Genomic DNA, 14,817 nt, shown 5'->3' with positions numbered 1-14,817 from the left:
AGATAAGATTAAGGCGGCTTCACGATCCGGCTTGCCTGGCGGCTCGCCGCTCCAGATCAAGTTGGTGCTCGCGATAGATGATGAATATCCCGGCTGCCACGACAATTGCAGTCCCCATCAGCGTGCTGCCGCTTGGGACATCGCCAAATACAAAATAGGCGATGACGCTTCCGATGACGATCGATGTGTACTCAAACGGAGCAACCGTCGAGACATCTGCGTGCCGATAGCTCTCCGTTAACAGGATCTGCGCCACGCCGCCGCAGAAGCCGGCTGCAACGAGAAGCAATTGCGGTTTCAGATCAAGGACCTGCCAACCGACCGGAACCGTCACGAGCGAGAACACTGTGGCAATGATCGAAAAATAGAGAACGATTGTGGCCGTCTTCTCTTCCTCCACCAGTCGCCGCACCTGAATCATCGCCATGCCGCCGAGCACGGAAGCCAGCAGCACCGTGATCGCACCGATCGCTTGCTCGGAATGGATGCCGCCCTCCCGAAAAAGGGTGAGCTTCGGCCAGGATATGATGGCCACGCCCACCATTCCGAAAAATACCGCACTCCAGCGGTAGATTCGTACGGTTTCACCGAGGAACAGCGCCGCAAAAATCACCGCGACGAGCGGCATCGCGTAGCCGAGCGCAATTGCCTCCGGTAGCGGCAGGTGCAGGAGCCCGTAGAAGCCTAGTCCCATCGATATGATGCCGAGCGTCCCCCGCTTCAGGTGTCCGATCGGATTGGCCGTATAAAATGCCGATCGCAGCTGCCCGCGATAGGCCAGGTAGGCCATGATCGGAAACAGCGCAAAGAAGGAACGACAGAAGGTCACCTGCCCCGGCTGGATGTCGCTGCCGGCAAGCTTGATGAAGGTCTGCATTGCAAGGAAGACAACAACCGAGCCGACCTTGAACGCAATGCCCCTCATCGGGTTTACCGTAGCCGACCGCATGTCTTGCACTCTTGTATTGCTGTTTTGAGGCGGGAGAATGCGCCAGACTCGACGCAGCGTGACTGTGACAGTCGTTGCGACGAATGAACAGATAGAAAATCGGAAAGTTTACAGAGCCACCGCCACGCCTGCTCGATAGGCGTGGCGACTTGAGGGAATTGGTACAAATCCCGAGATCTCAGCGCTGTAAAGACGACGCAGAATCGTCGTTCAGCGAACTCAAGACGATGAGGATCAAAGCAGCCATCAGCCTCAGATCCCATTCCCAGATCCGCCCACATATAGCCGCTTCCAGCGTCTCCAAATCTTCCGCTGCCGCGATTTCGCTTTAACTTTAGTTCAGACTTTATTGTAATCATGCCCTCAAAATTTGTGGCGGAGTGCCCACTCCGCAGACGAAGCAGCCATCCGCTCAAGGTCTTCAGGGAACATCATGCGTACAGATACCGGCCAGGTCATCAATCTGGCAGACTACCAGCCCACCGAATTCGTTCTGGAACGCGTGGACCTTACCTTCGAACTCGATCCGACTGAAACCAAGGTCGAAGCACGACTGATCTTCCATCGCCGCGAGGGCGTCGACCCCAAGGCCTCGCTGGTGCTCGATGGCGATGAACTTGCGCTTTCCGGCCTGCTGTTCGACCAGATGGAAATGCCGGCGGATCAATACACCGTGACGCCGGAAAGCCTGACAGTGCGCGATCTACCGGCATCCGATCCGTTCGAACTGACGATCACAACCATCATCAACCCCGAAGCCAATACGAAACTGATGGGCCTCTACCGCACCGGCGGCATCTACTGCACGCAGTGCGAGGCAGAGGGCTTCCGCCGCATCACCTATTTCCCCGACCGCCCCGACGTCCTGGCGCCTTACACGGTCAATATCATTGCCGACAAGTCCGCCAATCCGCTGCTGCTGTCGAACGGCAATTTCCTCGGCGGCGCCGGCTATGGCGAAGGCAAACACTTTGCTGCCTGGTTCGATCCGCATCCCAAGCCGAGCTATCTCTTCGCGCTGGTCGCCGGCGATCTCGGCATCATCGAAGACACGTTCACGACGATGTCCGGTCGCGAGGTCGCCCTGAAGATCTATGTCGAGCACGGCAAAGAGTCGCGTGCGGCCTATGCGATGGACGCGCTGAAACGCTCGATGAAGTGGGACGAAGACGTCTTCGGACGCGAGTATGATCTCGACATCTGCATGATCGTCGCAGTCTCCGATTTCAACATGGGCGCCATGGAGAACAAGGGGCTCAATGTCTTCAACGACAAGTACGTCCTTGCCGATCCGGAAACGGCCACCGACAGCGACTACGCCAACATCGAAGCGATCATTGCCCACGAATACTTCCACAACTGGACCGGCAACCGCATCGCCTGCCGCGATTGGTTCCAGCTGTGCCTGAAGGAAGGATTGACCGTCTATCGCGATCACGAGTTCTCGGCCGATCAGCGCTCTCGCCCGGTCAAGCGCATCGCCGAGGTTCGTCACCTGAAATCCGAGCAGTTCCCGGAGGATGCAGGTCCGCTCGCTCATCCCGTTCGACCGATAAAATACCGCGAAATCAATAACTTCTATACGACGACTGTCTATGAGAAGGGCAGCGAAGTTACGCGAATGATCGCAACGCTGCTCGGCAAGGAGACTTTCAAGAAGGGAATGGGCATCTACTTCGATCGTCATGATGGCCAGGCTGTGACGATCGAGGACTTCGTCAAATGCTTCGAGGACGCCAGCGGACGCGACCTTACACAGTTCTCACTCTGGTATCATCAGGCGGGCACGCCGCTGGTTACGGCCTCCGGCTCATACGATGCCGCAGCGAAGACCTTCAGCCTTTCGCTGGAGCAGATGATCCCCGCAACGCCCGGCCAGTCCGACAAGAAGCCGATGCACATCCCGCTGAGCCTGCAGCTCTTCGCGCAGGATGGTGCCGCCATGGCTCCGGCCTTTGTCGAAGGTGCGGAGTATACGGGCAGCGTGCTACATCTGATCGAGCGCACGCAAATGGCCGTATTCCACGGCGTTCCAACGCGGCCAGTTGTTTCGATCAATCGCAGCTTCTCGGCACCGATCAATCTCCATTTCGACCAGTCGCCCGCCGACCTCGCCCTGCTTGCCCGCTGCGAGACAGACCATTTTGCGCGCTGGCAGGCGCTGACGGACCTTGCACTTCCGAACCTTCTGAAGGCGGCGCGCGATGCCCGCGAAGGAAAGACTGTCGGTTCTGAGGCGACATTCGTCGACACCCTGGTTATTGCCGCGGCTGACGAGGGCCTCGAGCCCGCCTTCCGCGCCCAGGCGCTGGCCCTGCCAAGCGAAGCCGACATCGCCCGCGAACTCGGTGGCAACAACGATCCAGACGCCATCCATGCCGGACGCCAGGCGGTGATCAAGCACGTCGCCGACGCGGGACGGGAGACATTCGTCGCACTCTATGGTTCGATGACAACGCCGGGCGCCTTCAGCGCGGACGCAACAAGTGCGGGTCGCCGCGCCTTGCGCAACGCGGCACTGACCTACCTTTCCTACGCGGAACATTCGCCGGCTCGCACCAAGGCTGCCTTCGATGCTGCCAACAACATGACGGACCTGCTGCATGCGCTGACGATCCTTGCGCACCGCTTTCCCGACAGTGCGGAAGCTGCCGAAGCGTTGTCGATCTTCCGGGATCGTTTCGCTGAAAACGCACTGGTCGTCGACAAGTGGTTCTCAGTGCAGGCAACCATACCCGGCGCCGGCACGCTCGATCGGGTGCTGAAGCTGATGGAGAACCCTCTGTTCAAGAGGACCAACCCCAATCGCGTTCGTTCGCTTGTCGGTACCTTTGCTTTCGCAAATCCGACTGGCTTCGGCCGCGCCGATGGAGAAGGCTACCGCTTCCTCGCCCGCGAGATCCTCGACATCGACCGGCGCAACCCTCAGTTGGCGGCCCGCATCCTGACGTCAATGCGCTCCTGGCGCTCCCTGGAGCCGGTCAGGCAGGACCACGCCCGCTTGTCCCTGTTGGAAATCGAACGGGCTGCCGAGCTTTCGACCGACGTCCGCGACATCGTCGAACGCACTCTCAAAGGGTGATTTGCCATCGCAAGCCGCTGCACCACCCACAGCGGCTTTCGGATCGCCGAGGAAAATTCAGCATCTAGAATCGGTTAACAAATTTTTACCTTTTCCTCTGGACAAGGCGAATCACCAGTGATTCATTGAGTCAGGTTCGGGCGAGCGGCGCTGCGAATCACACGAGGGATCAAGGTTGAAGCGATGATGAACGTGCGGCGGGCAACCGCAGCCGACGGGCGGCTGCGTGTCGATTTCGACGACCTCCTGGCCTGGCGCGATAGCTTTTCAGCCACGCGCTCCCGCGTTTCCTCGTCGTCCTCGCGCAACCTCTCCCAGGTCGAAATCGTCCTGAAGCGAATTATTCCGATTCTGATCGTAGCCTTCCTTACGGTTGTGGCTGCATCGCACTTTTTCGGAATGATCTCCGAGTATGGTCGGACAGAGGCCGCCGCCCGCCATTCCACCGCACTTGCGGCCGCGACTGCCGCTGCGGCCTTCGCCGATGCCAACCAGATATTCGAAACCGCAGACGTCATGCAGGCGCAGGTTCGGCTGGCGCGCTTTCTTCCGCAGGATCGCCTGGACGATGACGCCTTCGTGCTGCTGGTGCAGCCAAGCGGCAAGGTGTTCGCAGCAACGGCAGCCGGCTCAGCCTATCTTGGCGCCAGCGTCGGAGACTTTTTCTCGGAGATCTCAGCGATCCGCCGTTTCGGCGATCGCGCCGGCGTCATCGAAACGACGATCAGCGGCCGTCCCCACTACGCCGAGATTACTCTGATCCGCGGGTCCGGGGGTTATGTCATCGCCGCGACATCGCTGGAGCGGATCGGCAAACTCTGGCGGGACGAAGTCACGCTGAACGTGACACTGTTCGCAGGCATCTCCTCCATCCTGCTCGTCATCCTATATGCCTACTACATGCAGGTGAAGCGCGCCCGCGATGCCGACGATATCTTTCTAGAGTCGAACCTCCGCGTCGAAACCGCGCTGTCGCGCGGCCGCTGCGGACTTTGGGACTTCGATTTCGACAGTCGCGAATTCTACTGGTCGCGCTCGATGTACGAAATGCTGGGCCTTCCCGCTTCGGAGCGGACGATGTGCTTCAGCGATGCGGCCCGCCTGATGCATCCGGATGACGGCGGTGTCTACGAAATCGCCCGGTCGATCGCACGTGGCGATGCCGGTCAGGTCGACCAGATATTCCGTATGCGGCATGCCGGCGGCCACTATGTCTGGATGCGGGCTCGCGCCCAGGTGATCCGTACCAATTCCGGCCGCGTCCACATGATCGGGATCGCAATGGACGTGACCGAGCAGCATCGCCTCGCCCAGCGTTACGCCGAGGCCGATCAGCGGCTGGCAGACGCCATCGAATGCACCTCGGAAGCGTTCGTGCTCTGGGATAAGAACGACCGTCTCGTCATGTGCAACGCGCATTTCCAGCAGGCGTACGGACTTCCCGATAGCGTTCTGGTCCCGGGGACCGAGCGCACACTTGTCAATGCCGCGGCAGCGCGCCCGGTAATCGAACGCCGCATCGCCGATGCAGATGGCCCCGGCTACTCCCGCACGACCGAAGTACAGCTTGCTGATGAGCGCTGGCTGCAGATCAATGAGCGCCGTACGCGCGACGGCGGCATGGTTTCTGTCGGCACCGATATCACGTTGCTGAAACGCAACCAGGAGCGTCTGCGTGACTCCGAACGCCGGCTCATGGCGACGATCGGTGACCTCTCCTCTTCCCGTCAGACTCTGGAAAGCCAGAAGGCTGCACTCTCCGTCGCCAACTCCAACTATCTCGTCGAGAAGGAGCGCGCGGAAGGCGCCAACCGGGCGAAGAGCGAGTTCCTGGCGAACATGTCCCACGAGCTTCGCACGCCGCTCAACGCAATCCTCGGCTTTTCGGAAATCCTGCAGGATCAGATGTTTGGCCCGCTCGGCTCGTCGAAATACAATGAATACGCGCGCGACATCCACGATAGCGGCAAGCACCTCCTGAACGTCATCAGCGATATTCTCGACATGTCGAAGATCGAAGCAGGCCACATGAAGCTTGAGTGCGAAACGATCGATCTCGCGCCGCTCATCGAAGAAAGCCTTCGCTTCACCGCGATCCCCGCCGCACAGAAGAATATCTTCGTCGAGCAGCGCATTTGCGATGGCATGAGGCTGACCGCCGATCGCCGCGCGATGAAGCAGATCCTGCTCAACCTGCTCTCCAACGCAGTAAAGTTTACCAACGAAGGTGGCCGTATCGCCGTTCGCACGCGTCGCACCAACAGCGGCGTCATGCTGACGATTGCCGACACCGGTATCGGCATCCCTCGCGCGGCGCTCGGCAAGATCGGCCAGCCTTTCGAGCAGGTGCAAAACCAGTACGCAAAGAGCAAGGGAGGCTCTGGCCTCGGTCTTGCCATCTCTCGGTCGTTGACGACACTTCACGGGGGCAAGATGAAGATCCGGTCGCGCGAGGCGATTGGCACCGTCATTTCACTGCACATTCCAAACAACGGCCACTAAGATTTCACTACCGTCTGGAAAATTTTCCTGACGGCTTTCGAAAGACGCTTGATCTCTCCCTCAAGCGTCTTGATGTCAGGGCAGTCACCGGCACGGGAAACGAGATCGGTGAGGCCCGCCGGAGCCTCCTTGGGATCGAACAGACCGTCGATGCACAGGCGGATGAGCTGCGAAATATCCGTATAGAGCGACAGCGCTGCCAGGCAGAGTTCCATGTCATCGCGGTCCATCAGCTCCACACCGATAAGCTTCACCTGCCCCGCCGTGTTGAAGTCGTCCCCGTCAACGGCGATACCTTTCGTGGAGGCCACTAGCCGCAGATACTGCGCGATGAATTCGATATCGATCAGTCCGCCGGGAATAAGCTTCAGGTCCCAGATGCTGGCCGGCGGCTTTTCCTGCTCGATCAAGGCCCGCATCTCGGACACGTCCTTGGCGATCTTGTCTGAGTCCGTCTTTGCGAAGAGCACTTCGGCGATGATCCGCTCGGCCTCACCGATCAGTTCTCTGTCTCCGCACACGAGGCGGGCGCGCGTCAGCGCCATGTGCTCCCAAGTCCAAGCCTCATCACGCTGATATTTTTCGAAGGACTTGATACGGGTAGCGACCGGCCCCTTGTTTCCCGACGGCCTGAGGCGCATGTCGACCTCATAGAGCACGCCCTCAGCCGTCGGCGCCGAGAGCGCCGAGATCAGCCGCTGCGTGACGCGGGTGAAATAGCGCGTCGCGTCGAGAGGCTTGGGGCCGGAGGATTCGGCGGCTTCATCGTCGTAGTCGTAGAGCAAGATGATATCGATGTCAGAGCCGGCAGTGAGTTCGAAGCTCCCGAGCTTGCCCATGCCGACGACCGCCACGCGGCCGCCCGGAAAATTGCCATGTGCCGCCCTGATCTCCTTCATGACGGCATCGAGTGCCGCTTCGAGGACGAGATCGGCCAAATGCGTGAAGGCGCGGCCGGCCATGGCGCCCCGGATCGCGCCGGTCAACAGCCGGATTCCGATGAGGAAGCGCTGTTCGTAGGCGAAGATGCGCAGTCGATCGAGCACCTCCTCATAGTACCGTGCGGGCGCGAGAAAGCCGCCAATACGTTCGGCGAGATAGGCGCGCGTCGGCAATTCCGCCATCAGGCCGGGATCGAGCATGCCGTCGAAAACATGCGGCTTGGCGGCAATCACCTCAGCCAGCTTCGGTGCGGAGGACATGATGTTGACGATCAGCGATAGAAGCGCCGGGTTGCTGCCGAGGAGCGAAAACAATTGAATGCCTGCGGGCAGACCCGACAGAAAGCTGTCGAACCGCAGGATCGCCTCATCGGCGCGTTTGCTTTCGCCGAACACACGCAGCAGTTCCGGCGTCAGTTCGGTCAGGCGCTCGCGCGCCTCCACGGACTGCGTCGCCTTGTAGCGACCGTAATGCCACGTGCGGATGACACGGGAGATATCGGAGGGTCGTTCGAAGCCGAGCTTGCGCAGCGTGTTAAGCGTATCGGGGTCATCGGCCTGTCCGGTAAAAACCAGATTGCCCGTTTCCGTTGAAAGCTTGGTCTCCTGTTCGAATAGGCGAGCATAGCGTCGCTCGACCGTTTTGAAGACCTCGACCAAGCGCGCGGCAAAACTCGGCGTATTGTCGAACCCCATCATGAAGGCGATGCGCTTCAGGTCGGTTTCGGTCTCTGGCAGAAGATGTGTTTGCTCGTCGTGCACCATTTGAATTCGATGCTCGACATCGCGAAGGAACCAATAGGCCTCGGTCAGCTCGTCCCGCGTTTCCTCGTCAATCCATTTCGCCTTTGTCAGCTCCGCTAACGTCTGCTCGGTGCCGCGGCAACGAAGTGCCGGCATCCGGCCGCCGGCGATCAGCTGCTGTGTCTGCGCGAAGAACTCGATCTCGCGGATGCCGCCGCGACCGAGCTTGACGTTGTGGCCCTTAACCGCGATCGCGCCATGCCCCTTGTGGGCATGGATCTGGCGCTTGATGGAATGGATATCGGCGATGGCGGCGTAGTCGAGATACTTGCGAAAGACGAACGGAACGAGCCCGCGCAGGAATTGCTCGCCAGAAAGGATATCGCCAGCGACGGCGCGCGCCTTGATGAAGGCGGCACGCTCCCAGTTCTGCCCCCTGCCCTCATAGTAGATCATCGCCGCGTCGACGGGGATGGCAAGCGGCGTTGATCCTGGATCGGGTCGCAGCCGAAGGTCGGTCCGGAAGACATATCCATCCGCCGTACGCTCCTGCATGATCCGCACCAGCCGTCGCATCAGCCGCGGGAAGATTTCGATCGCGTCGTCCGGATCCGGGATGATCCCCGCCTCTTCGTCGAAGAATACGACGAGATCGATATCGGACGAGTAGTTGAGTTCGCAAGCGCCGAGCTTGCCCATGCCGAGGACGATCAGCCCCGAGCCCTCGCTGGGAGCGGAAACATCCTTTAGCGTGACCTTGCCCCCGTGGTGGGCGGCAAGCAGCAGGTGATCTATCGCCGCACCGACAGACGCTTCCGCAAGCTGGCTCAACCAAGCCGTGGTCGCGCGACCATCGAATATCCGGGCGAGATCTGCCATGGCGACAAGGAAGGCGACCTTGCGCTTGATGATACGCAGGCGGCTCATCACGTCGGCTTCACTCGGCAGATCGCCGCTTGCCGCCGGCTTCCAACATGCGCGCGCTTCTGCGATCAGCGCCTCTATCCGGGGTTCCAGCGGCTCCGAAATTGCAGTTGCGAGAATTGCCGTATCGATATTCGCGATGTCACGCAGATAGGGAGACAAGGTCAGCGCGGCCGTGATGAAGTCGCGAAATCCGCCTTCCGCCCTGAGCATCTCCGCCACATCGGGCTCGCTCTTGCCGATCCTTTGGAGATCCGCCTGCGCAAGCTTCAGCTCGCCCTTGTTCAGCGGCTTCAGCAACCCGTCGGCTACTTCAACAAGGCTATGCCTCGAACTCGTCAGCATGCACCCTCCCTGGCGAACAGAACCGCGAACAACCGGGAGAATCATAGCGACTTCCGGCAATTACGCTCTAAGGTAGGGTCTGTGGCGGTAATGGCCAACATCGAATTCGATCCGCTGCCGCCATGATGGTCAGTGCTATTTCACCGGAAAGATCATGCTGACGGTGAGACCTCGCTTCTCCTGATTCTGCGCATCAGTGTCCGAAAGCTCCAGTTTCCCGCCATGCAATTCCATGACCGCCTCCACCAAGGAGAGGCCAAGACCGGTGCCGGGCTTGGAGCGGCTTTCATCCAGCCGCACGAAGCGCTTCAGTACATCTTCGCGCTTCTCGGCCGGGACACCTAGTCCGCGATCAGCAATGGAGAGGCAAATGCCATCGGCGCGGCGAAGCAACTTCAGCGTGATATCGCCGTGGCCTTCCGCATCCGAGGAATACTTGATGGCGTTGTCGATGAGATTGAAAATCGCTTGGCCGATCAGCTCGCGGTTGCCCTGAACTTCGATGTCGGGCTCGATCGACGAGGTGAGCGCAAGCCCTGCATCATCGGCGACGGGCTCATACAGTTCCGCGCTGTCTGCGACGATGGCGGTGAGATCGACCCGAGACATTTCGGCGGCGACCGAACCCGCCTCGACGCGCGAAATCATCAGCAGTGCATTGAACGTGCGGATCAACTGATCGGACTCGGATATGATCCCCTCAAGCGCGGTGCGTCGCACCTCGGCGTCTGCGGTTTCCAGAGCATCGGTAGCCTTGTTGCGCAACCGCGTCAGCGGTGTCTTCAGATCATGCGCAATGTTGTCGGAAACCTGCCGCAAACCTTCGTTCAGCTTCTCTATCCGGCCGAGCATTGTATTGAGCGAGACCGACAGACGATCGAACTCGTCGCCCGAGCCGCCGACCGGAAGCCGCTGCGAGAGATCCCCGGCCATGATCTTTTTGCTCGCATCGGACATGCGGTCGATCCGCTTCAGGGCGTTCCGACCGATGCCGAACCAGATGATGATGGCGCCGAGGCCCATGATCGCGAGAGCGATCATCAGAGCCTGCCGCACCAGCCCGCGGAATGCCTCAGGCTCGCCGAGGTCGCGGCCGATCAGCAGACGCAGCCCGTTGTCCAGCACGAAAATGTTGGCAACCGCCATATGCCGGCGGCTGAGGCCGCTGTCGGCATAACGCTGATACATGAAGGGCAAGGAGGTCCACCCCTCTTCATCGAGCACACCGGGCTGCACGGATGCGACGTTCCCGGCGAGGATATCGCCCGAGGGACCGGCAATGATGTAGAGATTGGCGCCTGGCTGGCGCGCGCGCCGCTCCATCGTGCGCAGAAGAAGATTCATGCCGCCGGCGTCGTAGGCCCGCTGGACCTGGTCCACTTCCTGCTGCACGGCTTCGCGGATCTGGTTGGTCAGAAGCCGCTCGGACATCGCCGTCACATAGAAGACCAGCGTCGCGGCGCAGATGGCAAAGAGCAGGATGTAAAGTGCCGAAAGGCGGACTGCCGTGGACTTGAAGAGAAACCAGAAACGGTTCATCCCTCGTCCTTGATCATATACCCCGCGCCGCGAATGGTCTTGAGAAGCGGCTGGCTGAAGTCCTTCTCGATCTTGGACCGCAGCCGAGAAACGTGCACGTCGATGACGTTGGTCTGCGGATCGAAGTGGTAATCCCAGACGTTCTCCAGAAGCATCGTGCGGGTCACCACCTGGCCGGCGTTCTTCATCAGATACTCAAGCAGACGGAATTCGCGCGGCTGCAGCGGTATCTCCTTGCCGCCGCGGCGGACCTCGTGCGCGAGCCGATCGAGTTCAAGGTCGCCGACGCGGTAAACAACGTCCTGGTCCGGTGCCCCCTTGCGACGTCCGAGCACCTCGACACGCGCAAGAAGTTCGCTGAACGCATAGGGCTTCGGCAGATAGTCGTCGCCGCCCGCTCTGAGGCCGGTAACGCGGTCGTCCACCTGACCGAGGGCAGAGAGAATGAGAACAGGCGTGTGGATTCCCTTGCGGCGCAATTCGCTGATGACGGACAGACCGTCGCGGCGCGGCAACATGCGATCGATGACGATCACGTCGTAGGTGTTTTCCGAGCCCATGAAGAGCCCGCTTTCGCCGTCGCTTGCGTGATCGGCCACGATGCCCGCCTCACGAAACGCCTTGGTGAGATAAACCGCTGCTTCGAGATCGTCTTCGATGATGAGAATCTTCATGCGGCCGACATTACCCGCCAGTTGCGTTTCGGCAAGGCTCAAAGCTGCTTCCTGTGGCACAGAGGTCATTGCGATCACCTGCGAATATTTGGCGAAAGGAAGCCGCGCCCAGAGGGCGCGGCTCCCCACTCTGTCAGGGTTGGGAGGATTAACCCTGGCCGTTGATCGGAAGGGCGACGAAGCGGCTGCCGTCCTTCGACTGGATCTGGAAGAGTGCCCGCGTGCGGCCATCTTTCTTCGCCTGGTTCAGGACCTTGACGACATCATCGGCATTGGAGACTTCCTGGTTGTTGACCGAGGTGATCTTCTCGCCTTCCTTGATGCCCTTGTCGGCAGCGTCGGAGTCCGGGTCGATACCGGTGATCTGAAGCCCCTTGCCATCGTCAGAAGGCCCAACCGTCAGGCCGAGGTCAGCAAGTGCCTTTTCGGAAGCAGGAGCCTGAGTTTCCGGCGCCTGATCGCCGTCGTCAGCGGAAGCATCCTTCTGTTCAGCAGGCAGCGTGCCAAGTTCGACCGTCAGAGACTGAGCCTTGCCGGAGCGCCAGACAGAAAGCTCGACCTTCTTGCCGGGCGTCATGGCGCCGATGCGGCGGCTGAGGTCGCGGGCATCCTTGACCGTCTCGCCGTTGACGGCGGTGACCACATCGCCGGCCTTCATGCCCGCCTTCTCACCCGGCGTACCCGCCTGAGCGGAGACAACAAGCGCGCCGCTCGCCTCGGAAAGGCCGAGCGAGTCGGCGATGTCCTTGGTAACGGGCTGGATCTGAACGCCCAGGTAGCCGCGGGAGACTTGTCCATCCTTCATGAGGTCGGCAACGACATCCTTGGCCGTAGACGCCGGAATGGCAAACGCAATACCTACACTGCCACCGGACGGAGAGAAGATCGCGGTGTTGATGCCGACGACTTCGCCATTGAGATTGAAGGTCGGGCCACCGGAGTTACCGCGGTTCACTGCGGCGTCAACCTGCAGGTAGTCGTCATACGGACCAGAGCCGATGTCGCGGCCACGTGCCGAGACGATACCGGCTGTTACCGTACCGCCGAGACCGAAGGGGTTACCGACCGCGACAACCCAGTCGCCGACGCGAACATTGTTGTCATCTGCCCAGTTGACGTAGGTGAACTTGCGGCCCTTGCCATCAACCTTGAGAACGGCGAGGTCCGTACGCGGATCCTTGCCGATCAACTTGGCATCAAGCTCGGTGCCGTCGTTCATCACTGCAACGAAGGCTGCGCCATCGGAAACGACGTGGTTGTTGGTGACGATGTAACCATCCTCAGAAATGAAGAAGCCCGAGCCCTGGGCAACCGGACGCAGGCGGCCCTTGCCATCCTGCGGGCCATGGTGCGGAGGACCGCGGCGATCCTGCGGACCCTGTGGACCTTGCTCACCGAACTGGCGGAAGAAAGGCTTCAGGGCATCGGGAAGATCGTCGAAGCCGCGACCGTTGAAGTCGAAGGCGAAGCCGTTGGCATCATCATCGGACACCGGTTTGACGCGATTTTCGACACGGACCGAAATGACCGCCGGCGAAACGGCATCGACGACGTTCGCGAAGCTCGGAACGGACGGAGCCTGAACCTTGACAGCTTCGGCATAGGAGCGAGTGATTTCGAGCGGAATACCGGTCGCAAGCACCGCAGCGGCAAGACCCGCGACGGTCGAGGCCTTCAGCGCGGTATTGAGCGACGGAGCTTTGATATTCTTGAACATGAGTGGCACCTTCTTTGACTTCAACATCTTCAGGATCAGGATGACCGGATCGGCTGATGAAGGAAGATATAGGACGGCACACCTTACTGCGAACTGTCCGAGCGATGAATAATTCGTAATGTGCAATACGACCGCATTGCGATCCGGTGCAGCAATCTCCCTCGACTAAAGCGCTTAGAGTCGATAAGCCTCCTGCTTACAACCGGAGGAGGACGAAACCATGGCCCATGTGGTCACGGGAGAGGATTTTGCGCCCGATACTGCTGCGCTCGCTGCCGTCATCTTCGGTGTCACCGCCTTCGCGGTTGCACAGGGACTGACCTATCCGCTGATTTCTCTTGTCCTTGAGCATCGCAATGTTTCGCCGAGCCTCATCGGCTTCAACGCCGGCTGCTTTGCGGCAGGTTTGGCCGTGGCGACGTTCGCGGTGACGTGGCTGTCGCGAAAGGTGCGGGGCGACCGGCTGATCGTCGCGGGCCTCGTCGGCTGTGCGGTCAGTCTCTCGACCTTCGCGACATTCGACACTTTCTGGGTGTGGTGCATCGCTCGATTTTTTCTCGGCTTTTTCGTCAGCCTGATCTTCATGCTGAGCGAGGCCTGGCTTAATACGGCCTGCCCTGACCGCCTGCGCGGGCGTGTCTCCGGTCTCTATGGGGCAGGCATGTGCGGCGGCTTTGCCGCGGGTCCGCTGGTGATTCCGATCTTCGGCACGGAGCAAGGCTTTGCCTTCGCGCTGCTTGCCGTCTACGTCGCCTGCGTCGCCTTCCTGACGATCATCCTAACCCGGAGAGCACGCACGCTTCCCGAGCAGGCCGCATCAGGAGCGCTCTTCAAGTTTGTCAGAAGCGCACCGATGCTGATCTGCATGGTGGTCGCATTTGCATTCGCCGATATTGCCGCCATCTCAGCCATGCCGGTCTATTTCGTCCGGCTCGGCTATTCCGAGGCGTTCGCCGCCATCAGCGTTACAGTGCTTGCGCTACCGACCGCACTTGCCCAACCGCTGGTCGGCTGGCTTCTCGACAAGACCTCGCGCTTCGGAGTAGCCATCTGCTCCGGCCTACTTGCCGGGCTGAGCTTCATCGCGATCCCGTTCCTTCAGTCGCAGGCAGCAATTCTGGTGATGTTCGGCATCATGGGAGCAGCGAGTTTTTCGCTCTACACCTGCGCCTTGACAATCCTCGGCGAACGCTATGCCGGCGATAGGCTTGTCGCGGGAAGCGCTGCCTTCGCCCTTGCCTACGCCGTCGGCAGCGCGGTGGGCTCGTCCTCGGTCGGCGCGGTGATGGACGTGTATTCGCCGTCTGCAGGACCAATCGCGGCGGGCTGCGTGGTGTTGGCATTCACCGCAGCGCTGGTCGCGTCTGTGGTGCGAGACCGCCTCCGTAGATGGTCGTAAG

The 14,817-nt window shown here is 60.4% G+C and carries 8 protein-coding genes; 3 read left to right on the top strand and 5 right to left on the bottom strand.

Annotated features, from left to right (window positions below; genetic code table 11):
• Nucleotides 1-19 precede the first annotated feature (19 nt).
• Nucleotides 20-949 (bottom strand): DMT family transporter, encoded by a 930-nt coding sequence (locus BSG20_RS05775; RefSeq protein ID WP_072372218.1) that lies wholly within the window; start codon nt 947-949, stop codon nt 20-22.
• 433 nt (nt 950-1,382) lie between these two features.
• Here BSG20_RS05775 and pepN point away from each other — a divergent pair, with 433 nt between their 5' ends.
• Both pepN and BSG20_RS05765 read left to right on the top strand, forming a co-directional pair.
• The gene (pepN, locus tag BSG20_RS05770; protein WP_072372215.1) at nt 1,383-4,031 is read left to right on the top strand and encodes an aminopeptidase N; all 2,649 of its coding nucleotides are present in this window, start codon (nt 1,383-1,385) and stop codon (nt 4,029-4,031) included.
• Nucleotides 4,032-4,214: 183 nt separating this feature from the next.
• A complete protein-coding gene (locus tag BSG20_RS05765) occupies nt 4,215-6,533 on the top strand; it encodes a PAS domain-containing sensor histidine kinase (protein ID WP_072372212.1) in 2,319 nt (772 codons plus the stop codon).
• Here the strand turns inward: BSG20_RS05765 and BSG20_RS05760 are convergent.
• From BSG20_RS05760 to BSG20_RS05745, 4 genes are all read right to left on the bottom strand, one after another.
• Nucleotides 6,530-9,487 carry a bifunctional [glutamine synthetase] adenylyltransferase/[glutamine synthetase]-adenylyl-L-tyrosine phosphorylase gene (locus BSG20_RS05760; protein WP_072372210.1) on the bottom strand — a complete coding sequence of 986 codons (2,958 nt, stop codon included), beginning with the start codon at nt 9,485-9,487 and terminating at the stop codon, nt 6,530-6,532. The two genes, BSG20_RS05765 and BSG20_RS05760, sit on opposite strands and share 4 nt — an antisense overlap.
• Nucleotides 9,488-9,622: 135 nt before the next feature.
• Entirely contained in the window at nt 9,623-11,026 is a 1,404-nt protein-coding gene (locus tag BSG20_RS05755; protein WP_072372207.1) for a sensor histidine kinase, read from the bottom strand.
• Entirely contained in the window at nt 11,023-11,769 is a 747-nt protein-coding gene (locus tag BSG20_RS05750; RefSeq protein WP_072372205.1) for a response regulator transcription factor, read from the bottom strand. Before BSG20_RS05750 ends, BSG20_RS05755 begins: the two co-directional genes overlap by 4 nt.
• Before the next feature lie 79 nt (nt 11,770-11,848).
• Nucleotides 11,849-13,417 (bottom strand): Do family serine endopeptidase, encoded by a 1,569-nt coding sequence (locus BSG20_RS05745; RefSeq protein ID WP_072372651.1) that lies wholly within the window; start codon nt 13,415-13,417, stop codon nt 11,849-11,851.
• A 220-nt stretch (nt 13,418-13,637) separates the two neighbouring features.
• Here BSG20_RS05745 and BSG20_RS05740 point away from each other — a divergent pair, with 220 nt between their 5' ends.
• Nucleotides 13,638-14,816: an MFS transporter gene (locus BSG20_RS05740; protein WP_072372201.1), complete on the top strand. Its 1,179-nt coding sequence runs from the start codon at nt 13,638-13,640 to the stop codon at nt 14,814-14,816.
• Nucleotide 14,817 lies beyond the last annotated feature (1 nt).

The organism is Rhizobium tibeticum, from assembly GCF_900110205.1.
Taxonomy (GTDB): domain Bacteria; phylum Pseudomonadota; class Alphaproteobacteria; order Rhizobiales; family Rhizobiaceae; genus Rhizobium; species Rhizobium tibeticum.
This window is presented reverse-complemented; position numbering and strand designations above follow the sequence as displayed.

What these genes read in the sequence shown, in the direction of transcription:
- BSG20_RS05775 (WP_072372218.1), bottom strand. Translation starts at nt 949, where the DNA reads ATGCGGTCGGCTACGGTAAACCCGATGAGGGGCATTGCGTTCAAGGTC.
- pepN (WP_072372215.1), top strand. Translation starts at nt 1,383, where the DNA reads ATGCGTACAGATACCGGCCAGGTCATCAATCTGGCAGACTACCAGCCC.
- BSG20_RS05765 (WP_072372212.1), top strand. Translation starts at nt 4,215, where the DNA reads ATGATGAACGTGCGGCGGGCAACCGCAGCCGACGGGCGGCTGCGTGTC.
- BSG20_RS05760 (WP_072372210.1), bottom strand. Translation starts at nt 9,487, where the DNA reads ATGCTGACGAGTTCGAGGCATAGCCTTGTTGAAGTAGCCGACGGGTTG.
- BSG20_RS05755 (WP_072372207.1), bottom strand. Translation starts at nt 11,026, where the DNA reads ATGAACCGTTTCTGGTTTCTCTTCAAGTCCACGGCAGTCCGCCTTTCG.
- BSG20_RS05750 (WP_072372205.1), bottom strand. Translation starts at nt 11,769, where the DNA reads ATGACCTCTGTGCCACAGGAAGCAGCTTTGAGCCTTGCCGAAACGCAA.
- BSG20_RS05745 (WP_072372651.1), bottom strand. Translation starts at nt 13,417, where the DNA reads ATGTTCAAGAATATCAAAGCTCCGTCGCTCAATACCGCGCTGAAGGCC.
- BSG20_RS05740 (WP_072372201.1), top strand. Translation starts at nt 13,638, where the DNA reads ATGGCCCATGTGGTCACGGGAGAGGATTTTGCGCCCGATACTGCTGCG.